The sequence below is a fragment of the Microbulbifer sp. THAF38 genome (assembly GCF_009363535.1).
GTDB lineage: Bacteria > Pseudomonadota > Gammaproteobacteria > Pseudomonadales > Cellvibrionaceae > Microbulbifer.
This window is the reverse complement of the sequence record NZ_CP045369.1, coordinates 3,895,269-3,915,103: the sequence shown is the minus strand read 5'-3', so window position 1 is coordinate 3,915,103 and position 19,835 is coordinate 3,895,269. Positions and strand designations below refer to the sequence as shown.

The following is a 19,835-nucleotide window of genomic DNA, read 5'->3' as shown; positions in this document are numbered from 1 at the left end:
ATAGGGGATTCTACCTGATAGTACATTTTCGTGAAGCCATCTGTCCTCTCTTCAGGGGAAATGGTTCACGTTATTCCATTTCTTTTGGATTGCTATCGGTTGCAGAAAACGGCAATTTAAGGTTTTTAAAGTCTTTACTTTAAGAAGCAGAACAAGCGAGTTGTCGCTCGGTAATCACAAACCTGGAGCAGCTCTAACCAATAGTCACAAATGACAGAAAAGCCTGACTTTCTTTTGAGTAAGCTAGGGCTTATGAGATAAGGTCGAGGCTCCATGCCTGTCAGGGTATTACAGTAATAGGCACAGAGCGATCTTTTGGCGACTGGGGGTAAGAAGAAAGGCCAGAGGCCAAAAATTAGGCTTCCTGTACTTCGGTCTTTGCTTCCAGCTGAGTACCTTTATAGATTTCAAACTGGTGGCAACCCAGGCGAATTTCCCAGGAGCGTCGCTCTACCAAATTTGAGGTATCTACCGCATCTGGTAATGACTCAGAGATTTGCTTGCGTGCACGAAAAATTTGGGTATTCAGGTGGTTGACGGTGATGCCCAGCTCATGGGTGGCTACCTGGATAGAAACCCAGCCCTGAGAGTCTGCATCCATACCATTTTGCATATCGCGGAAGCGTGCCCGGGCTAGATACAGTAGCAGGTAGTTGTGAATTCGCGCCGGCAGGGACTGCTTCATGCCCTCTCGCTGCAGCTGTAATTGGACATGTTCCTCGTGGGAACTGACAGAAAAGCGCAACCCGAAGTCTGTAATAGACAGTTGCTGCAATGAGAGCTCTTTGGTTGCGCCCTGGTTATCGGCGAGAAACAGTTGCCAGCTTTGCAGGCCGCAATCAATGCGATCTCCGTGATTTACCAGGCGCTTGTTGCCGTCCTCGCCAGTATCGCCGGTAAACTCATACTGCCACTGGGCGGTGACCGGACTGAAATGTAGGCTGGCGAGGGGTTCACTTTCATCTGGCAGCAGGTGGTACTGCTCCAGAGGTTGGGCTTCCCCGGTTTTCAGGTCAATCAGTAAGTTCTCTGGGGCATCGAGATTCTCGACCACCCAGGCGGGGTTATTGACTCGGCCAAAGCAAACCTTGTCCCCGGTTTGCAATGGGTAGCTCTTGGCCGGAACCAGCTGTTGGCCATTTAACCAGGTCCCATTGCGGCTGAGGTCGCGAATGTTCCAATGAGTACCGGTCCACTGAATAGCCGCGTGAATACCAGAGATTTCGGCACTGGTGATGCGAGTGTCCACGGCCCCCTGACGGCGGCCGATAGTGTGGTGGGCCATCAGGTATACGGGCTGATCCCTGTCTGGATGCTGTAAGCAAGCCATTGTCTTGTCCTTTTACTCCGGGTTACGCCGGGGGCTGAGTTGGAGCTTTTCACCACATCTGGTGGCGGCTCACTGTTACGGATGAGTTTACTCACTCGGCAGCAAAAAAGAGTGATCTCAAAATGCTATCGCCCCAGGCTCTCGGAAACCCGCTTTTTTAGAGTAATGCTAGGTTGACTCTTCCACCCCAAGAGGCGGGAGGTGAGAGCATACATTGGAGGCTGGAAACAGCGAAATCTTGAGATTCTTTTTATACCCAACTGTGGAGTGAATACAATCACTGCTACTACTAATAATTGCTATTTTCACTGAAAAGCGTCGGTGTCGTCAAAAGTAGCGTAATAGTTTGTGCTCACTTAGTGTGAACTAGTTAAAACTTTGCTTTTCTTTAGTTTCTTTGCAGTTACCTCGACCAACTGCTAGACGCCTTCTTCACCAATAGTTATAAACGGTGGCAGATTTTGGTTAATTCATAGCGCATCTTCGATGCTGGCTAGTTGGTACTAATTTAATAGATCTTGCGCCGCTAAAAAATGCCAATTATGCGGTAGTTTCTGCCAGGGGGTATCAATGGGGAGTTGAGATGGGAGTGTCCGGCTCGCTGTGAACCGGACTTTTAAAGCAGTTTGCGAGTCCTAATCCCTTAGATACGGATCCCTTCAATATCGAGGATCATTTCAACCTTCTGGGAGGCTGGGCCCAGGTTGTAGTCGATGCCGAAATCCTTCAGGTCAAATTCAGTGGTACCGCTGAAACCCTGGCGGTAGCCACCCCAAGGGTCCTTACCACCGCCGATATTGGTGACGTCGATGGTTACCGGTTTGGTCACGCCACGCAGAGTTAACTCACCTTTTAAAAGTGCCTTACCGTCTTCTAATGGTTCGAAACTGGTGCTTTTAAACGTTGCGTTAGGGAATTTTTCTGTGTGGAGAAAATCGGATCCACGCAGGTGCTTGTCGCGCTCGGCGTGATTGCTGTTGAGGCTGGTCACATCAATATCGACGTTAACGGAGGACTTTTCCGGTGCCTTGTCATCATAAAAAAATGAGCCGCTGAAATCGTCAAAACGTCCATACAGCCAGCTGTAGCCAAGGTGCTTGATGCGAAATTGAACAAAAGCATGAGCGCCTTTAGTGTCGATTTTGTACTCTGCGGCCTGAGCTGTAGTGCCAAGTAGAGCGACAAAAAGCAGGGCGGTGAGCTTCTTCATATAGAGGTTTCCTTTTTTGTGGTTGTAACTGTGTCTTGTTTTTTATGGCGGCTAGGCATGCCAGGCAGACCGATCATCCTGCGCAGTGTTGCATCCCTGTCGATAAAGTGGTGCTTCAGCGCTGCCAGGGCGTGGAGGCTTACTAGGATGATCAGAGTCCAGGCCAGAATCTCGTGTAGGCTTCCTGCGATGTCTTCCTGATTGGGAATGTCCTGGATGGTTGCCATTACGCTAAACCACCCGAATACATCAATAGGGCGCCCATCGGCAGTGGAGATCAGGTAACCCGATAGCATAATGGCGAATAGCAGTAAGTAGATCAGACCGTGAATACCGTGGGCTGTGAGTGCCTGCCAGCGGGGTGTTCCAGGATCTGCTTTAGGTGTGGCATTGACTGAACGCCACAGCAGACGAAGCACCAAAGCGATCAGTAGCAAAACGCCAAGGCTCTTATGGATAATGGGAGCTTGCTGATACCAGGGATCATAATAGGATAACTGGCGCATCCACCATCCGAGCGCAAAGAGACCTATGACCGCTGGCGCCATCAGCCAGTGCAGTGCAATAGCGACCCAGCCGTATTGATTTTGATTATTGCGAGCCTGCAAGCTCTATCTCCAAATTTTTTGGCTGATTGGATGAAAAGATGAGACTTCGAGATGCTAGTCTGGCTAGCCTCGAACCCCTTAACCGCTTGGTTCTTTTGGGGTGAGAAGACCAAGAGTGGATAATTTCGCATCCGTCCGATCAGCAGGTTAAAATTTGGCGCTAGGGTATCGCTTTTGTTGCCCGTGACCAAATGGTTGGCAGGAATCTTTGCGAGAGGGATCAATAACGATTGGTGGTGAGAACCACCGGGAAACCTCAGTAATTGTCCAGCTAATGGGGGCGGTTTTGACTGCCTTCGCGCTCTGCTGCGAGAAGAATCCGCTCGCAGGACCCCCTATCCAGTGCCGAGGAGCGCTGTGCCAGCTGCTCCGCCAGCCAGCTGGTGGAGTGGCGCTCGCCTTCCAGGGCCAACTGCTCGAGCTGCCAGATCACGTCGAGTAATAACTGCCGCTCCAGTTTGTCTTCGCTCTCCTGGCTGGAAAACAGCTTCGGCTCGAGCCGCTCCAAATCGCTGCGTTTTAGTACCAGTTCCGCCAAGCTGGGATACCAGCGGCCGCTAAATGGTTCTGGACGTTGGTGGTAGTCAAATGTGATTCGCAGGCGGTTTCCCTCGGCATCCTCCAGTAGGGGCGTGTCTTGCTCATAAGCGGGGAGGGCGGGACTGTGACGGAGTATTCCGACAACCGCGCGCCAATCGCTGTGATTATCTGTGCAAAGGCGCAAGGGCTCGACCAGCTCTCTCTGCCCTTTTCGGTTGAGGAAAGTCAGCTTTTGTCCCGGTCGGTACCAGTAAAGATCGAGCAGCTTCTCCTCGGCTAAATCTGCCAGGTGGGTGCTGGTTAAGGGCTCTTCCGCCAGTGCACTCAGGTGGCTGACGGCTTGTTGGACGCTCAGCCACTGCTTGCGGTGGAAATGTTTGCCGTTGGTCGTCGCCATATGCTACTCACGCCTCGCGTTGCACTCCCAAAATTTTAGTAGCCCTGGAATGCTAGTGCCTACTAGCACTTATAAGGGCTTTAGGCTGGTTTGGTCTGTGATCTTTGATGGTTATTTTTTAACAGGCCTATGTAAGCTTGGAACTGATGATAGCTATTCCTACTACTGGCCGAGGTGGGAGGGATCCCTTCAAACACCTTTACATTCATATATCCGGTTAAATATTACGCTGGCGATTAGAAAGTGGATGAAGTTCACCTATTTCATTGCCCAGTTCAAAGTGTTGGCAGTTCCAAGTTTTACTATGGCGAAACTTCACACTCACTCCCAGGTGCTCTTAGCTGGCGATAATTACCTTCAGGGTTGGGGGATAATGGCGAGTGATGCTATTGGCTGGCGTGTACAATGGCACTTTTATTTGCCTGGGGGGCTTATGAAGTTACGACACGCTCTTTTACCGCTGTTTCTCTCTGCAAGCCTGTCTGTGCCTGTTGTAGCCGGGGTATCATCCCTGGCTCAGGGTGCATCCGACTATGCGGTCGAGAAATACGAGGGCGCCATGACCGAGACCCTGGCGAGCTTGGTGCGTTTTGAAACCGTAGCCCGCGAAGACCTGCCATTGGATCGCAACCCTGAATTTATAGGCTTTAAAAAGACTTTGCAGGAGAAGGCTGGAGAGCTGGGGCTGGAATACCAAGATTTTGGTCATGTTGTGGTCATTGCCCTGGGTGAGGGCTCAGAGAAAGTGGGTATTGTTACCCACGGGGATGTTCAGCCAGCCAACCCGGCTAAATGGCAGAAAAGCCCGTTTATCCTGGATGCAGAAAGTGAGCCCGGCAAGCTGATTGCCCGAGGCAGTGAGGACGATAAGGGCCCCATCGCCACAGCACTCTACGCAATGAAAGCGATCAAGGACCAGGGAGTAACCATGAAGCGCCGGGTTGAGCTTCTGGTCTATTTAGCGGAAGAGTCGGACTGGGAACCCCTCAAGAAATTCCTGAAAACTTATCCCACCCCCGCCTACAACATCACCATAGATGCCAGCTATCCGGTGGTAACGGCAGAGAAGGGGTGGAGTGAGGTACAAGTCACCACAGCTGGTGTACTGCCAAATAGCTTTGATAAACCCTATGTTAAAAGCTTCACTGGGGGCTACTTTCGCAGTCAGGTGCCAGATGAGGCTCGTGCGCTACTGGAAAATGTCAATGCTGAGTTAGTTGCGGCTATTCGTGCTCGTGCCGCTCAACACAAGGCCACTTCTTTTGAATTTATCGGCGGTAACGGCAATTTAGAGATTATCGCTCGCGGTGTGGCTACCCACAGTTCAGAGCCTGAACATGGGGTTAACGCGATTGCGTATTTAGCGGACGTGCTCAGTGTGCACCAGTGGCCCGCCAATAGTGCTGGTTCGACGGTGCGTTATTTGAATGACCTGGTTGGCACTGGCATCCTGGCCGAGCAGTTTGGTGATATTGCTTACAGCGATACTTTTATGGGGCCTATGACGGCAGCGGTTACCATGGTGAAGGAGACAGACTCTGGTCTGACCAGCTATCTCAATCTGCGCCGTCCAACAGGTAAGACAGCTCCCCAACTGGAAAAGGAGATCCACGCAGCCCTAGCCAATTGGCAGGAACGCACGGGTATTGCACTTGCAGATACAAAAGTTACGCTGGGGAATCCCTACAGGGTGGACGATGCGCCTCATGTAAAGCCACTCTTACAAGTTTTTCGCCACTTTACCGGTATGGAAAAGGCTGAGCCTGTGGCGATTGGGGGTTCCACTAATGCCAAGCTGCTGCCAAATGCCGTGAGCTTTGGCCCCTCTATGCCTGGAGCTGCTTATACGGGACACTCAGAGCACGAATTTATTACGGTTGAGCAGTTTCGACTGAATTTAAAAATGTATACCGCGATGATGATTGAGGTAGCTAACCTCTAGTCTGGCCTGTTGTGGAGACTTTATATAGAAGTAAGATAGTGTGCGCTTGAGTATAGCCAGGTAATTGTTGCCAGCTCGGGTGCCTGTAATAAGTCTCTTTTTTACCACTTAATTTAGAAATATGAGATGTTAAATTTTCTTCCCTCGACAGTATTGTTGATATTGACCTCGATACTGCTGTTTATCAGTACGATTATTTGCTTTATTCCGATTTTATTTTTTGTTGTGGTGCGGTTGATTTTTCCATTTGCCGCGCTGCGAAAAATTTATTCGACTATTTTTATGTCAATTGCTGAGGCCTGGATCATTCTGAATATAGGTTGGATGAAATTGACTCAGAAGACTAAGTGGGATGTGGAAGTAGATGGGGAGCTGAAAAAAGAAGGCTGGTATCTAGTGACTTCCAACCACCAGAGTTGGGTGGATATCTTCGTTCTGCAAACAGTTCTTAACCGGAAAATTCCTTTCTTGAAGTTTTTTATTAAACAGGAGCTTATCAAGGTTCCGGTAATGGGGATCTGCTGGTGGGCGCTGGACTTCCCATTTATGAAGCGTTACAGCAAGGCATACTTGAAGAAACATCCGGAGATGCGCGGTAAGGATTTAGAGGCGACTAAGAAGGCCTGTGAGCGTTTCAAGTTAATCCCTACCAGTATTATGAACTTTCTCGAAGGTACACGCTTCACCCAGGAGAAGCACGATAGACAGGGTTCGCCGTTCAACTATTTGCTTAAACCCAAGTCTGGAGGAATCGCTTTTGCCATGCAGAGTATGGGAGAGCAGCTTAATCGTTTGTTGAACGTTACGATTGTCTACCCAGGTGGTATTCCCACTTTTGCAGATTTTCTCGCGGGAAAAGTGAAACACGTGGTTGTTCGTATAGAGCAAATTCGTATCCCGGAGAAATTCTTTACGGCTGATTATATGAATGATCAGGTGTTTCGTGCAGAGTTTAATAGCTGGGTCTACAAGCTCTGGCAGGATAAAGATCAGCTTATTGGTAATCTGTTAAGTGAAACTAAAAAAGCCTAGAAATGCTCAATTTTTAGCTGCTGTTCAATAGATCGGTGATAGGGGCTGGCATTTCAGCCCCACATTTCAGCCCCACATTTCAGCCCCACATTTCAGCAGACTTCCGCAGGAAGATTCAATCATAGCCAGATGGGCAGTTGCGCCCGAATTTCATCTGGCTGGCTATCTACCAAGTTTTTTCCAGTCTCTCCGGCAACAGTGGCTCGGGTGGGTGTTTTGAGTGCATCTCGCAAACTACCCACCATATAAGGTTCCGCTACGATATATAACTTCTCAAAGCGGCCCTGCTGGCGGCCTCGCTCCAGTGTATGAGCGATTTCTCTGGCGAAATCTTCGCCACTTCGGCGATGTAAATTAGCAAAATTTCCCATCGCGTGGCTGCCTTGGCCATAACTATCGAAGCTGCGCCCAGGAGCATCGCTATCGACTTCCCGGCCTGACAGCCTGGATTGAGGATGGAGAAGGGCTTGGATTTCATGGAGATTGCCGGCACGCTTTTGTGCTTCAAAAATTCTGGCCTGTGATTGGTTGGCCACAAGAACCCATGCTAAAGCCATGAGCGTATCCTCATTTTTTTACTTCCTCCTTATCCTAGTTAAATTTGGCGCCATCGACTAACGGCATAGTCTGGAATGAGAGGCTCAGATTTGTTCACTATTTTCAGGAAATGAAAGGTAAAACACCGAGAAAAACAGAGATTTGATCGTTACCTTAGCTGATAGTCTTCAAGATCCTATAGGTCATACTAGGATATTTGCCCTAGATAAAATCTAAATGCTCGCTGTTTTCTTTATGTCTTTTGTGATGGTTGTACTTGTCACATATTCCTACCGACTGGCGCTAAATTACCTAGAATGAATTCAAGATGTGAGAGGCGTAAGCCGGATCTAGGGATCTAGCTTGCGCCTCTTGCGACATAGCCGTAGATGGAGGTTGTTAGTATGAGTCTGATACCCAGAGGTTCTCTGCTCGATCTAGATAATATGTTTGAGCAGATGCTGTCGCCCGGTCGTGCTATTGGCAATGAAAGGGAGGGTTTTTTCTCACCGCGAATTGATGTGAGTGAGCGAAAAAACAGATATGAAATTAGTGCTGAGCTACCGGGTGTCGGCAAGAATGATATCAATATCACCTTAGAGAATGGTGTTTTAACCCTTGAGGCTGAAGTGCACCGTGAGATTAAGGAAGAGAAAGAGGGCCGGGTGCTGCGACAAGAGCGTCGCTATGGCAAGTTCCTACGTAGTTTCAATTTAGGTGAAGATGTTCGCGAAGATGAAATCGACGCAAACTTCAAAGATGGCATTTTGACCTTGACCGTTCCCAGACATGAAGGGCATCCGCCACAGAGAAAGCGTATCGAAGTGCATTAATTCTTTTTTCCAACGGTAGGTTAGGTCGCTTTGAATATAGCTTTTTAGAATTTTCGTAGAGGTAACACGATGAAAGTAAAACAAGCTATGCACCAGGGAGCAACTTGGTGTACACCAGATACCTCGCTGCAGGAATTGGCTAAAATCCTGCGGGATGAGGATATTGGCGCGGTTCCCATCGGTGAAAATGATCGTTTGGTGGGCATGGTAACCGACCGGGATATCGTATGCCGCGGTGTTGTGCAGGGAGGTAACCTCTCCTCACTGACCGCTCGCGATGTGATGACCGAGGGCATTGAGTGGTGCTGGGAGGAAGATGACCTCCTCTCGGCAGTGCACAAAATGGAGCAGCAGCTGCTGCGGCGAATGCCGGTGCTGAATAGTGAGAAACGCATGGTTGGTATACTCAGCTTAGGGGATATCACCTCGGCTATTGCCAGCAAGCAGGGTGGTCACTTCGCTTCAGCGATCTCGGCGCACCACTAGCCTCCTTCCCCCCTTAGCCCCAATACTCGGGGCTCACACTGCCTTTTGGACCCTGTGAGAGATACTCTCTGATAGGGTCCTCACCTTGATGGCCTTTTATAGTGATTAACAGTGCTCAGAGGGGTACGTGAAATATCGATTGAGGGCGTATACTCCGCACTTTTTGAGGTAAACCATGGCGGTCAGTCGGGAACAGCTGCTTCAGCGCAGTGGTGGTCAGTGTGAGCTTTGCAAATCACAGAATAATCTGGAAGCTTATGAATTGCCGGAATCCTCGGCACGGGCCGAAGCCCAGGTGCTTCTGTGTCAGACCTGTCGCGACCAATTGAATAATCCAACCCAACTCGACAGTGCCCATTGGCACTGCCTCTCTGACAGTATGTGGAGCCAGGAGCCGGCGGTACAAGTACTGGCTTGGCGTCTTCTCAAGCGGCTGTCTTCGGAGACCTGGGCGCAGGACTTGTTCGATATGTTGTACCTGGATGACGATTTACTCAGCTGGGCACAAGCCGGAGCCCTACCCGAAGCGGGCGATATCCTGATTCACCGCGACAGCAACGGCGTTCAACTCCAGGCAGGTGATAATGTGACCATTATTAAGGACCTGGATGTTAAAGGTTCCAGTCTGGTAGCCAAACGCGGTACTGCAGTTCGTGGAATTAGCCTGACGGATAATCCAGAGCATATCGAAGGGCGTGTCGAGGGGCAGCGAATCGTAATCCTGACTAAGTTCGTCAAGAAAATTGGCTGAAGTTCTTTTTATCTAGAGTTTCGCTTTGGGGTTGTTGGCGGCGGAGGCCTAGCTCTCCGTCACAATCTCGCCCTGTGTACATTACTCGAATAGATTCGTCCTGCTATCATACCCCCGTTTAATTTCCCTAAGATATTCGCGGTCTGACACTGGCCAACTGCTCCAGTTCTAGCTGGTGTGTACAATCATGATGGCCGATGCAGCTCTGACGGGCAGTGGAGATGAATTGATGAATCTCACCTATGAAATCCGCAGTGGTACTCTCGCGGGTTTCAATACTCTGGTCCCCCAGTTGGGCGGAGTGCCTTCGCGTTTACTCGCTGAGGTTGGCCTACCCGCGAACTCTATGCGTCGCCCAGATATTCTGATTCCGATCACTACGCTTATCGACCTGCTGAATCTGTGTGTGCGTGATCTGCGCTGTAGTGACTTTGGCTTGCGGCTCTCACAGCGGCAAGGTCTACGTATGCTCGGGGTGCTGGGCAAGCTGCTGCTTAAAGAGCGGAATCTGGATGCCGCATTGAGTGCGAGTCACCGTTATATGGTTTTGCACAACCAGGCCGACCACTGGCGATTAACGGAGCGAGATGGCAGCCTGTTTGCTTATCGCATCAACCATTGCCATAGCCTTGAAAACGTTGAACAGTACAGTGAATTGGCCCTAGGGGCCGCCTGCCAATTATTTAGGGGGTTGGCAGGGGCTGACATTCGCCCACGCCAAGTGCATTTTTGCCATGCTCCTGTTTCCCCGCCTCAGCGCTATCGTGAGTATTTTGACGCTGAGGTGCTTTTTGGCCAGGAATGTGACTGTCTTATATTCGACTCCCAACTATTGCTGAGACCTCTCAAGGCACCCAATGCTAGTCTGGTGAAATATTTTGAGGAGTTCACCCTGTTACTGATTCAGGGACTGAGCGGTGATATTGCCAGCCAGGTACGTACATTAATTTTGCAGACACTGGGGGCTAAGCAGCATAACCTGGCGCAGATTGCCCAGTTGATGAACACCCCGGTACGGACTTTACAAAGGTACTTGAGAACCGCTGGGACCTCTTTCAAGCAGCTTCTGCAGGAGGCGCGCATGGAAACAGCCCGATGGCATTTGCGTTCATCAAATATAGAAATTGGGCTACTTTCTGCGAGTCTTGGTTATACAGATATCAGTGCTTTCTCTAAGGCCTTCCGTGTAGTGCATGGCTACTCCCCTCTGCAGTGGCGCAAACAGCAACACTGATTTTTATTTCAGCGCTTCTTAAAAATTATTTGCTCTGTAGAGCCCTACCTACTTCCATTTCCTTTTTTGACTTTTGTTTTTTTGCCACGTAAATACTGGCAGGCTATGCTGGGCATCTGTTGAATTGAGTAAATATCGATAAGGAACAACACCATGGGTGCAGAGACGATTCGCTGTAAAGCCGCTGTGGCCTGGAAAGCGGGTGAGCCGCTTTCTATCGAGGAAGTTGAAGTGATGCCGCCGCAAAAAGGCGAGGTACGTATCAAATTAATGGCAACAGGTGTCTGCCATACCGATGCTTTCACATTATCGGGAGAGGACCCTGAAGGTGTATTCCCTGCGATCCTCGGCCATGAAGGCGCGGGTGTTGTGGAGTCTGTGGGGGAGGGCGTTACCAGTTTGGCGGTTGGGGACCACGTTATCCCGCTCTATACCCCTGAGTGCGGAGAGTGCAAATTTTGTTTGTCTGGTAAGACGAATCTCTGCCAGAAAATTCGGGCGACCCAAGGTAAAGGCCTGATGCCGGATGGCACCACGCGTTTTTCAATCAATGGCAAGCCCATCTATCACTATATGGGAACCTCCACCTTTTCCGAGTATACGGTATTGCCGGAAATTTCCCTGGCAAAGATTAATCCTGAGGCGCCACTTGAGGAAGTCTGTCTCCTCGGTTGTGGTGTGACCACGGGTATGGGAGCGGTGATGAATACGGCAAAGGTAGAGGCGGGCTCCACCGTAGCTATCTTCGGATTGGGCGGTATTGGTCTGTCAGCCATTATTGGGGCCAAGATGGCTGGCGCAGAGCGTATTATTGGTATTGATATTAATGAAGATAAATTTGCGCTGGCAAAAAAACTCGGCGCAACAGAGTGTATTAATCCAAAGAATTATGAGCAACCCATCCAAGACGTTATTGTGGAACTTACCGACGGCGGAGTGGATTATTCCTTCGAGTGCATAGGAAATGTAAATACTATGCGGTCGGCGCTGGAGTGCTGTCATAAGGGCTGGGGGGAATCCGTAATTATTGGAGTTGCCGGTGCTGGGCAGGAAATTAGCACGCGCCCATTCCAATTGGTAACTGGCAGGGTCTGGCGCGGTACCGCATTTGGTGGGGTGAAAGGCCGCTCTGAACTGCCGGATTATGTGAACCGTTATCTGGCTGGGGAGTTTAAACTAGATGACTTTATTACCCATACGATGCCACTGGATAAAATTAATGAAGCCTTTGATTTGATGCACAAAGGCAAGAGTATTCGCAGCGTTATCCACTACGAAAACGTCTAAGCGGGATAGTCTATGTCTATTGAGCTTACCAGCAGTACAAGATCTTTTGATGGGCTACAGCAACAATACCGGCACCATTCCACCGTATTGAACTGCACTATGCATTTTTCGGTCTTCCTGCCCCGGGATGCAGATAGTAAAGAGAGGGGCCAGTATCCGGTACTTTATTGGCTGTCGGGTCTAACTTGTACTGATGCAAATTTTAGCCAGAAAGCAGGTGCCCAGCGTGTGGCCGCGGAGTTGGGTATTGTACTAGTTATACCGGATACCAGTCCCCGTGGAGAGGGCGTTGCTGATGATCCCTCCTACGACCTGGGCCAGGGGGCGGGGTTTTATGTGAATGCTACCCAAGATCCCTGGAAGCAGCACTATCGCATGTATGATTACATTGTGGATGAACTACCGACGTTAATTGAAGAGCATTTTCCTGTGAATCAGCGTCGAGCCATCAGTGGCCATTCCATGGGGGGGCATGGTGCCCTGGTCATCGGTTTGAGAAACCCTGAGCGCTATACCTCAATCTCCGCGTTTAGCCCGATCTGTAATCCGATTGCTTGTCCCTGGGGAGAGAAGGCTTTCGCTGCTTATTTGGGCGCGGACACCACACTCTGGGAGGAGTACGATGCATCTGTATTGGTGGGGCGTGCCATAAATCATCGACCGATATTGGTGTCTCAGGGAAATGAGGATGAATTTTTAGAGCAGCAATTGCGACCTGGAGCCTTACAAATGGCTGCTGAAGCTTGTGGCTATCCATTACGATTTGAACAACATGGCGGCTACGATCACAGCTATTTCTTTATTGCCTCTTTTATCGAAGAGCATTTACGTTTCCACGGGGATTTCCTGCTGGGGAAAGATCATTAAAAGATCTGACTTCCTCATCCTTTTCTAGAAATGCTGTGAGGAGATAAGTAAGTGTTTAAGCTTTTATAAGCTTACAGTATCTTACTTATCTCTATTATTTCAGAGGAAATAGGAGTAAATGCTATTTCTCTCTTTGGGAGCCTTAGTGTAACCTGCAAGGTTATGATCAGGCCCCATGCCTTGTATGCTTTCAATTAGGTTACATTCTGCTCTCTTTTCTATATCAATAAGTTGATGCCACACTTTTTTTAAAATAAAGTCTTATTAATCGAGGTTCTATTTTATGTGTTCGATGGAAATAAAAGCGGTATGTTTGTCATGATTATAGGATGGCAGCGTTTCACTTATACGAGCCAGTAACTATTATTAGCGCCTATGATTGCTATTAAGTAACTTTATAATTATTGAGGTACTACTGCCCGACACTCTCCAATAATTTCTGCGCGTCGTTGATCGATTGTCTGTTCAACCAGAAACCACCCGTTGTTACAGAAGCCACTCTCATCCAGCAAAACTTCCATTCGCTCAAGAGCAATTTTTTTGATATCGCCGGAGTTGGCCTTGCTCCTGCCAGGTTTTCCAGCACCGGGCTTCGCTCCTCTCGGTTTATCACCACTAGGCCCTCCTGCGGAGGATGCTCGGCGAGGTCTTTCTCCTGAAGGTCGGTCAGGACCTAGAGTGGCCTTGTAAGTAAAGCGTTTATGACCAAGTTCGGTGATATGTGTAACAAAAGATTCTGTAGTGGGATTATTCGGCGTTGAGCTGCAGCTGCTAGCAATTAGAGAGACCGCAATAGGGACAATTAGGGAATACTTCATTGTTTTTATCCTGTGAGAATTGCTATCTCACTATGACCTTATCCTGGTACAAAGGTCGGTAAAGCAGAGTAAACAATTGTAAAGCCTTGATTATCTAGAGGAATAGTTCGCTTAACCGGGTAATCCAAGTGCTATTCCTAAAGATTACGTGAGGGGATGATTACATTGTAAAATCCGTGTTTGTTACTCAATCTGTACGGAAAAATAACCTCCTCCCGCCTCAATTCTTCCTTTGTTGAATAGTGGGCGGGGAGTAAAAAAACCTAAGGGCCTACTATGAAGAAAACACTCCTTGCCCTACTTGGCACCACTTTTGTGGGAATATGCTCCGCAGAGCCTCTTACCATTGAGAGAATATTCTCAGATCCCGCTCTGGATGGCTCTACGCCCCGGGCACTGGAATACTCCCCCGATGGTAGACGGGTTACCTATCTGAAAGGGCGTGACGAAGACTACAACCGCTATGACCTATGGGAATATCATATTGCCGATGGGCAATCCCGTATCCTGGTGAATTCAGATAGTTTGCATAGTGGCGAAGAAGCCCTCTCGGATGAAGAGAAGGCCCGGCGGGAGCGTCAGCGCATCTTTGGCAGCGGCATCATGGAGTACAGCTGGTCTGAGGATGGCAAATCTCTACTGTTCCCTCTGGCCGGGGATGTTTATTACTACGATTTGGCGAAAAAGGCAGTACAAAGGCTTACGAAAACAAAGGCATTTGAAACCGATGTGCGGGTCTCCCCAAAGGGGCGTTATGTCTCTTTTATCCGTGAGCAAAATATCTATCTTGTGGATTTAAAAAGTGGCAAAGAAAGCCAATTAACGCAAGATGGCCAGGGGCCTATCAAGAATGGAATGGCCGAGTTTGTTGCTCAGGAAGAAATGGGGCGTATGAGCGGCTATTGGTGGTCGCCGGATGACCGTCAAATTGCCTTTCTGCAAGTAGATGAGTCTCCGGTAGATGAGGTAACCCGCAGTGAGATCTATGCTGATCGTATTGACCTGATTCAGCAACGCTACCCAGCAGCGGGGAGAGCGAATGTAAAAATTCGGTTAGGCATATTGAATGTTGTATCGGGTAAAACCCGCTGGGTAAACCTTGGTGATGAACAAGACATTTATATTCCTCGTGTGCAATGGGCGCGGAACAATCTATTAACTTACCAGTGGCAATCCCGCAATCAGCAAAAGTTGCAGCTGCGTTCTTTTGATTTGAAGAAAGGAACCGGTAAAACCCTATTGAGTGAATCCAGTGATACCTGGGTCAACTTGAGCGACGACCTTTATTTTCTTGAGGATAAAGATCAGTTTATCTGGTCCTCGGAGAGAGATGGTTACAAGCATCTTTATCTGTATGACCTCAATGGCAAGCTGTTAAATCAGATAACCCGTGGTAACTGGGTTGTAGATGAAGTCGAAGCGGTCGATGAAAATAAGGGCTTGTTGTATTTTACCGGGCGTAAAGATATCGCTATAGAGCGGCATTTATACCGAGTGCCATTTAATGGCGATGGAGAAATACAGCGCATTTCCAACAAAATGGGTATGCATGATATCGAGTTTGCCCAAGATGCTTCGGGTTACATCGATAAATTCTCCAATGTAAATACCCCACCTCAGGTTAGCCTGCACAATGCGAATGGCGACCTGACGACCTGGCTGGAGGAAAATGCAGTAACTAAAGGGCATCCTCTGTACCCTTACAAAGCTGACTGGATTACTCCAGAGTTTGGTACCCTTGCGGCCCCCCACGGGCATCAACTTAATTATCGCTTATATAAGCCGTCCAATTTTGATGCATCCAAGCGTTACCCTGTGATGGTTTATGTCTATGGAGGTCCCCATGCCCAGGTAGTTACCAATAGCTGGGATAAAGCCTTCAACCAGTTTATGGCGCAGCAGGGATATGTCGTCTTTTCTCTCGATAACCGCGGTTCTGCAAACCGGGGGACGGCTTTTGAAAATCCTATCTTTAAAAAGATGGGTAGTCCCGAAGTCGAAGATCAGGTTGTTGGGGTAGAGTTTCTACGTTCGCTACCTTACGTCGATAGCGATAATATTGGTATCTATGGACATAGTTATGGGGGCTATATGGCCCTGATGAGTATGTTCAAGGCGGGTGACTATTTCAAGGCGGGAGTCTCTGGTGCGCCGGTTACAGATTGGACTCTTTACGATACTCATTACACAGAGCGTTATATGGGGAACCCCAATACCGATGCAGATGCCTATCAAGCCTCATCTGTTTTTCCCTATAGTAAGGGGCTCAAGGGGGCTCTATTGATTTATCATGGAATGGCAGATGACAACGTGTTATTTACCAATACTACCCGCCTCATTAAGCAATTACAGGATAACGGTCAGCAGTTTGATTTAATGACTTATCCGGGTAAAAAGCACAGTTTACGCGGTAAACAAACCCGTATTCATCAATACACCATGATCAAAGATTTCTTTGATCGACACTTACGTAAAGACAGGCAATTATAGATATATAAATTGCAGCATATCAGGCCTCCCGGTAAATAAAACCTGGGGGCCTGATGATAGGGCCGCGTATATCACCCCGATGTTTTTCATTTCTCTGTACCAATCAGTCAATCACCCCAAGAATAATTCTGTTTGACTCATCCAGCGTTTTATTTTTTCTAATGTTTGGTTAATTTTGTTACCCCTTCTTTCTGGTGGGTTACCTTGAATAACAAAGTTTTGATTTTAAATAACCTACCAAGAAAATTCTGGGACTGATCACTAATATATTGGATTAGGGTGAATTATATTAAATAGACTTGGCGGTAGATTAATTTTGTTGGCTGCGTTGATAGGTTTCGTTGGTTGTACTGTATTAGGTACTGAGGAGGGGACGCTATCTCAAGAAGAAGATCGAGCATCTATGGAAGTTGAAGCAGAAGTTTTATCTGCCTATATACAAGATCAATCTCAATTTGTGTTAGTGGATGCGCGCACAGTGGAGGAGTTTGAAGCTGGACACATAGATGGTGCGAGTAATCTCCCTCTGGGCGACTTCGATGAAATGAGCGAGCACTTAACACTAAAACGTGATGAGGTGGTGTTGGTCTACTGCAAAAGTGGTACGCGGGCGAAAAAACTGGCGAACAAATTATCTGCAGCCGATTATAAGCGAGTTAGAGTTATCCCATCACACCAGCTGAAATTTATTGATGGAGAAGTAATCTTTGCAAGCCTGGAGTAGAGTACGGTGTAGATATAGCGTTCGATGTAGATATAGCGTTCGGTGTAGATAAAGGTACTAGGCAAGCCGGCTGGTATGTCGGTTTGCCTAGTGAAAATTCTTGTAAAAACTAATCACTGATTAGGTGAGTCGAAACGATCCAGATTCATTACCTTGGTCCAGGCCTTAACAAAATCCTGTACAAATTTCTGCTGAGAGTTCTTAAATGCATAGACCTCAGCGACAGCTCTAAGCTCAGAGTTAGAGCCAAAAATCAGATCCACCGGAGTGGCCGTCCACTTAACCTTGCCGGTATTGCGGTCACTACCCTCATAGACACCCTCGGCTTTATCGGATTTTTTCCATACCGTGGACATATCCAGGAGGTTGACAAAAAAGTCGTTAGTGAGCGTCCCCGGCTTATCGGTGAATACGCCATTCTTTGATCCATCGGTATTGGCGTTAAGTGTGCGCATACCTCCAACTAAAACAGTCATTTCCGGTACGCTGAGTGTTAACAGACTTGCGCGGTCCACCAGCATCTCGGTGGGTGTGCGGCTGTTGTTTTTGCTGAAGTAATTGCGAAAACCGTCAGCGGTGGGTTCTAGCATGGCAATAGAATTAACATCGGTCTGTTGCTGGGTCGCGTCTGAGCGGCCGGGCTTGAAAGGCACCTTGATTTTTTGTCCGCCGTCTGCAGCTGCTTTTTCAACTGCCGCAGAGCCACCGAGAACGATCAGGTCGGCGAGGGATACTTTCTTACCGCCGGATTGTGTATTGTTAAATTCTTGCTGGATTTTTTCTAGCTGCGTCAGAACCTTGGTCAGTTCTTCTGGATCATTCACAGGCCATTCTTTCTGTGGCTCCAAGCGTATGCGTGCGCCATTAGCCCCGCCGCGGTTGTCTGAGCCACGAAAAGTTGATGCCGAGCCCCAGGCGGTTTTCACTAACTCTGGCACGGTGAGTCCCGAGGAGAGGATTTTTGATTTTAGCTGGCTGATATCACTGTCATTAATTAGAGGGTGATCTACTTTTGGCACTGGATCTTGCCAGAGCAGGTCCTCTTTAGGGACTTCCTTACCAAGATAGCGAGCTCGAGGACCCATATCGCGGTGAGTCAGCTTATACCATGCTTTGGCGAAAGCCCGTTTAAAATCCTCTGGATTTTCCTGAAAACGTTTGGCTATTTCCCGGTAGCTGGGGTCAAATTTCAGGGAAAGGTCTGTAGTAAACATGATAGGCGCATGCCGCTTATTTTTATCGAAAGCATCGGGAACTAGGTTGGCAGCAGCCTGGTCATCGGGAATCCACTGTACAGCGCCAGCGGGGCTCTTGGTTTTTACCCAGTTATATTTGAACAGGTTGTCCAGGTATTGCTGGCTCCAGGTAATGGGGGCGGCCGACCAAGCCCCTTCGAGCCCGGAGGTCATAGTGTCGTCGGCATTGCCTTTGCCGCACTTATTTTTCCAGCCCAGGCCCTGTTGTTCAATAGGGGCTCCTGCGGGCTCGGGGCCTAAGCAGTCGGCTTTTACCGCTCCATGGGCCTTGCCGAAAGTGTGGCCACCGGCAATTAGCGCAACCGTTTCCTCGTCGTTCATGGCCATACGTGCAAAGGTTTCGCGGATATCGATGGCCGCAGCCTTGGGATCAGGATTGCCGTTAGGACCTTCGGGGTTCACATAAATCAGGCCCATTTGCACGGCTGCCAATGGCCTTTCCAATTGGCGATTGCCGGTGTAGCGCTCATCGGCCAGCATCTTTGTTTCTGGGCCCCAATAAACCAGATCCGGTTCCCAGTCGTCTATGCGGCCGCCGGCAAAGCCATAAGTCTCAAACCCCATGGATTCAAGGGCGACATTGCCCGTGAGCACCATGAGGTCGGCCCAAGATAGCTTGGCACCGTATTTTTGTTTGATGGGCCACAGCAGGCGCCGGGCTTTATCCAGGTTGGCATTATCGGGCCAGCTATTCAGTGGATCGAAACGCTGCTGACCGCCACCTGCACCTCCGCGGCCATCGTTTATACGGTAGGTACCGGCGCTATGCCAGGCCATACGGATCATAAAGGGTCCATAGTGACCGAAATCTGCTGGCCACCAATCCTGGGAGGTCTTTAGCAGAGTCTCTATATCACTTTTTACTGCTTTGAGATCGAGAGTTTTAAATTCCTCGGCATAATTAAAGTTTTCTCCCATTGGGTTAGACCTGGGGGAGTGTTGCCGTAGGGGACGCAAATCCAGTTGATTGGGCCACCAGAATTGGTTTGACTTTGGTTGGAAGTCCTTAGGGCCTTGGTGGGTCACTGGGTCAGTCACAACCTCTTCGTCGTCGGCAAAGGTATTTGATGCCAGCAGGGACAGAGTGATGATTAGAGCGGTACCGAGATAAGGTCTCATTAATTGCATTGCAATCATCTCCATACGATAAGAAGTGCGGATCGCGGCTCTTTTAAATTGGGCTTTTATGTCGAGGTCAAAGGATTATATAGACTATATTGGCGACTTTATTATTGCGAGTTTTGTAAGTCACTAGTTTGACGGTAAATATTTTTTATATTGACTGTATGTAAATAATATCGATTAGGTTTGACTGTTTTGCGTTGTTACATTTACTGCTGATTGTTGAATAAAACGAAAATAATAGGCTCAGCTTTTTATATGCTCTCGTAATAGTGGTATTTACGCTGTATGAACGGTAGTTTCTTTGGGTTTATTGAAAATAAAAATCACTTAAAACGTAGTTGTTGTTTGTTGCGTTGCTATTACGCCAG

The 19,835-nt window shown here is 48.5% G+C and carries 17 protein-coding genes; 10 read left to right on the top strand and 7 right to left on the bottom strand.

Going from position 1 to position 19,835, the window contains the following annotated elements; all coding sequences use genetic code 11:
- Positions 1 to 355: 355 nt before the first annotated feature.
- The 4 genes from FIU95_RS16975 to FIU95_RS16960 form a co-directional block, all read right to left on the bottom strand.
- Positions 356 to 1,330 carry an FHA domain-containing protein gene (locus FIU95_RS16975; protein ID WP_253868706.1) on the bottom strand — a complete coding sequence of 325 codons (975 nt, stop codon included), beginning with the start codon at positions 1,328 to 1,330 and terminating at the stop codon, positions 356 to 358.
- A gap of 643 nt (positions 1,331 to 1,973) precedes the next feature.
- Entirely contained in the window at positions 1,974 to 2,540 is a 567-nt protein-coding gene (locus FIU95_RS16970) for a YceI family protein (protein ID WP_152454885.1), read from the bottom strand.
- Positions 2,537 to 3,148, bottom strand: coding sequence for a cytochrome b (locus tag FIU95_RS16965; protein WP_152454884.1), 612 nt, complete (start codon positions 3,146 to 3,148; stop codon positions 2,537 to 2,539). Before FIU95_RS16965 ends, FIU95_RS16970 begins: the two co-directional genes overlap by 4 nt.
- Before the next feature lie 271 nt (positions 3,149 to 3,419).
- The gene (locus FIU95_RS16960; RefSeq protein WP_152454883.1) at positions 3,420 to 4,085 is read right to left on the bottom strand and encodes a hypothetical protein; all 666 of its coding nucleotides are present in this window, start codon (positions 4,083 to 4,085) and stop codon (positions 3,420 to 3,422) included.
- Between the two features lie 247 nt (positions 4,086 to 4,332).
- Here FIU95_RS16960 and FIU95_RS16955 point away from each other — a divergent pair, with 247 nt between their 5' ends.
- Together FIU95_RS16955 and FIU95_RS16950 are read left to right on the top strand one after the other, a co-directional pair.
- Positions 4,333 to 6,027, top strand: coding sequence for a dipeptidase (locus FIU95_RS16955; protein ID WP_253868704.1), 1,695 nt, complete (start codon positions 4,333 to 4,335; stop codon positions 6,025 to 6,027).
- A gap of 126 nt (positions 6,028 to 6,153) precedes the next feature.
- Positions 6,154 to 7,059 carry an acyltransferase gene (locus FIU95_RS16950; protein WP_152454882.1) on the top strand — a complete coding sequence of 302 codons (906 nt, stop codon included), beginning with the start codon at positions 6,154 to 6,156 and terminating at the stop codon, positions 7,057 to 7,059.
- A gap of 119 nt (positions 7,060 to 7,178) precedes the next feature.
- Here the strand turns inward: FIU95_RS16950 and FIU95_RS16945 are convergent, their stop codons facing one another.
- A complete protein-coding gene (locus FIU95_RS16945; protein ID WP_152454881.1) occupies positions 7,179 to 7,616 on the bottom strand; it encodes a host attachment protein in 438 nt (145 codons plus the stop codon).
- A gap of 384 nt (positions 7,617 to 8,000) precedes the next feature.
- Between FIU95_RS16945 and FIU95_RS16940 the strand changes: the two genes are divergently transcribed.
- The 6 genes from FIU95_RS16940 (at position 8,001) to fghA (ending at position 13,054) form a co-directional block, all read left to right on the top strand.
- On the top strand, positions 8,001 to 8,429 hold the full coding sequence (locus tag FIU95_RS16940; protein WP_152454880.1) for an Hsp20/alpha crystallin family protein: 429 nt from the start codon (positions 8,001 to 8,003) through the stop codon (positions 8,427 to 8,429).
- Positions 8,430 to 8,498: 69 nt separating this feature from the next.
- A complete protein-coding gene (locus FIU95_RS16935; RefSeq protein WP_152454879.1) occupies positions 8,499 to 8,915 on the top strand; it encodes a CBS domain-containing protein in 417 nt (138 codons plus the stop codon).
- Between the two features lie 175 nt (positions 8,916 to 9,090).
- Positions 9,091 to 9,666 carry an alkylphosphonate utilization protein gene (locus tag FIU95_RS16930; protein ID WP_152454878.1) on the top strand — a complete coding sequence of 192 codons (576 nt, stop codon included), beginning with the start codon at positions 9,091 to 9,093 and terminating at the stop codon, positions 9,664 to 9,666.
- Between the two features lie 187 nt (positions 9,667 to 9,853).
- Positions 9,854 to 10,900 (top strand): AraC family transcriptional regulator, encoded by a 1,047-nt coding sequence (locus tag FIU95_RS16925; RefSeq protein ID WP_152454877.1) that lies wholly within the window; start codon positions 9,854 to 9,856, stop codon positions 10,898 to 10,900.
- Positions 10,901 to 11,053: 153 nt separating this feature from the next.
- On the top strand, positions 11,054 to 12,187 hold the full coding sequence (locus tag FIU95_RS16920) for an S-(hydroxymethyl)glutathione dehydrogenase/class III alcohol dehydrogenase (RefSeq protein WP_152454876.1): 1,134 nt from the start codon (positions 11,054 to 11,056) through the stop codon (positions 12,185 to 12,187).
- A gap of 12 nt (positions 12,188 to 12,199) precedes the next feature.
- Positions 12,200 to 13,054: an S-formylglutathione hydrolase gene (gene fghA, locus FIU95_RS16915; protein ID WP_152454875.1), complete on the top strand. Its 855-nt coding sequence runs from the start codon at positions 12,200 to 12,202 to the stop codon at positions 13,052 to 13,054.
- Positions 13,055 to 13,455: 401 nt separating this feature from the next.
- On the opposite strand, the gene FIU95_RS16910 is transcribed toward fghA, so the two are convergent.
- The gene (locus FIU95_RS16910) at positions 13,456 to 13,872 is read right to left on the bottom strand and encodes a hypothetical protein (RefSeq protein WP_152454874.1); all 417 of its coding nucleotides are present in this window, start codon (positions 13,870 to 13,872) and stop codon (positions 13,456 to 13,458) included.
- A 276-nt stretch (positions 13,873 to 14,148) separates the two neighbouring features.
- Between FIU95_RS16910 and FIU95_RS16905 the strand changes: the two genes are divergently transcribed.
- Positions 14,149 to 16,362, top strand: coding sequence for a S9 family peptidase (locus FIU95_RS16905; protein ID WP_152454873.1), 2,214 nt, complete (start codon positions 14,149 to 14,151; stop codon positions 16,360 to 16,362).
- Positions 16,363 to 16,765: 403 nt separating this feature from the next.
- On the top strand, positions 16,766 to 17,086 hold the full coding sequence (locus FIU95_RS16900) for a rhodanese-like domain-containing protein (protein WP_152454872.1): 321 nt from the start codon (positions 16,766 to 16,768) through the stop codon (positions 17,084 to 17,086).
- A gap of 113 nt (positions 17,087 to 17,199) precedes the next feature.
- Here FIU95_RS16900 and katG read toward each other — a convergent pair whose 3' ends face one another.
- A complete protein-coding gene (gene katG / locus FIU95_RS16895) occupies positions 17,200 to 19,461 on the bottom strand; it encodes a catalase/peroxidase HPI (protein WP_371416968.1) in 2,262 nt (753 codons plus the stop codon).
- Positions 19,462 to 19,835: the final 374 nt, after the last annotated feature.

Bases quoted from the DNA above. Each gene is read 5' to 3' on its own strand.
- FIU95_RS16920 (WP_152454876.1), top strand. From the start codon at position 11,054: ATGGGTGCAGAGACGATTCGCTGTAAAGCCGCTGTGGCCTGGAAAGCG.
- FIU95_RS16970 (WP_152454885.1), bottom strand. From the start codon at position 2,540: ATGAAGAAGCTCACCGCCCTGCTTTTTGTCGCTCTACTTGGCACTACA.
- FIU95_RS16975 (WP_253868706.1), bottom strand. From the start codon at position 1,330: ATGGCTTGCTTACAGCATCCAGACAGGGATCAGCCCGTATACCTGATG.
- FIU95_RS16960 (WP_152454883.1), bottom strand. From the start codon at position 4,085: ATGGCGACGACCAACGGCAAACATTTCCACCGCAAGCAGTGGCTGAGC.
- FIU95_RS16945 (WP_152454881.1), bottom strand. From the start codon at position 7,616: ATGGCTTTAGCATGGGTTCTTGTGGCCAACCAATCACAGGCCAGAATT.
- FIU95_RS16925 (WP_152454877.1), top strand. From the start codon at position 9,854: ATGATGGCCGATGCAGCTCTGACGGGCAGTGGAGATGAATTGATGAAT.
- FIU95_RS16935 (WP_152454879.1), top strand. From the start codon at position 8,499: ATGAAAGTAAAACAAGCTATGCACCAGGGAGCAACTTGGTGTACACCA.
- katG (WP_371416968.1), bottom strand. From the start codon at position 19,461: ATGAGACCTTATCTCGGTACCGCTCTAATCATCACTCTGTCCCTGCTG.
- FIU95_RS16910 (WP_152454874.1), bottom strand. From the start codon at position 13,872: ATGAAGTATTCCCTAATTGTCCCTATTGCGGTCTCTCTAATTGCTAGC.
- FIU95_RS16930 (WP_152454878.1), top strand. From the start codon at position 9,091: ATGGCGGTCAGTCGGGAACAGCTGCTTCAGCGCAGTGGTGGTCAGTGT.
- FIU95_RS16940 (WP_152454880.1), top strand. From the start codon at position 8,001: ATGAGTCTGATACCCAGAGGTTCTCTGCTCGATCTAGATAATATGTTT.
- FIU95_RS16950 (WP_152454882.1), top strand. From the start codon at position 6,154: ATGTTAAATTTTCTTCCCTCGACAGTATTGTTGATATTGACCTCGATA.
- FIU95_RS16900 (WP_152454872.1), top strand. From the start codon at position 16,766: ATGGAAGTTGAAGCAGAAGTTTTATCTGCCTATATACAAGATCAATCT.
- FIU95_RS16955 (WP_253868704.1), top strand. From the start codon at position 4,333: ATGAAGTTCACCTATTTCATTGCCCAGTTCAAAGTGTTGGCAGTTCCA.
- fghA (WP_152454875.1), top strand. From the start codon at position 12,200: ATGTCTATTGAGCTTACCAGCAGTACAAGATCTTTTGATGGGCTACAG.
- FIU95_RS16905 (WP_152454873.1), top strand. From the start codon at position 14,149: ATGAAGAAAACACTCCTTGCCCTACTTGGCACCACTTTTGTGGGAATA.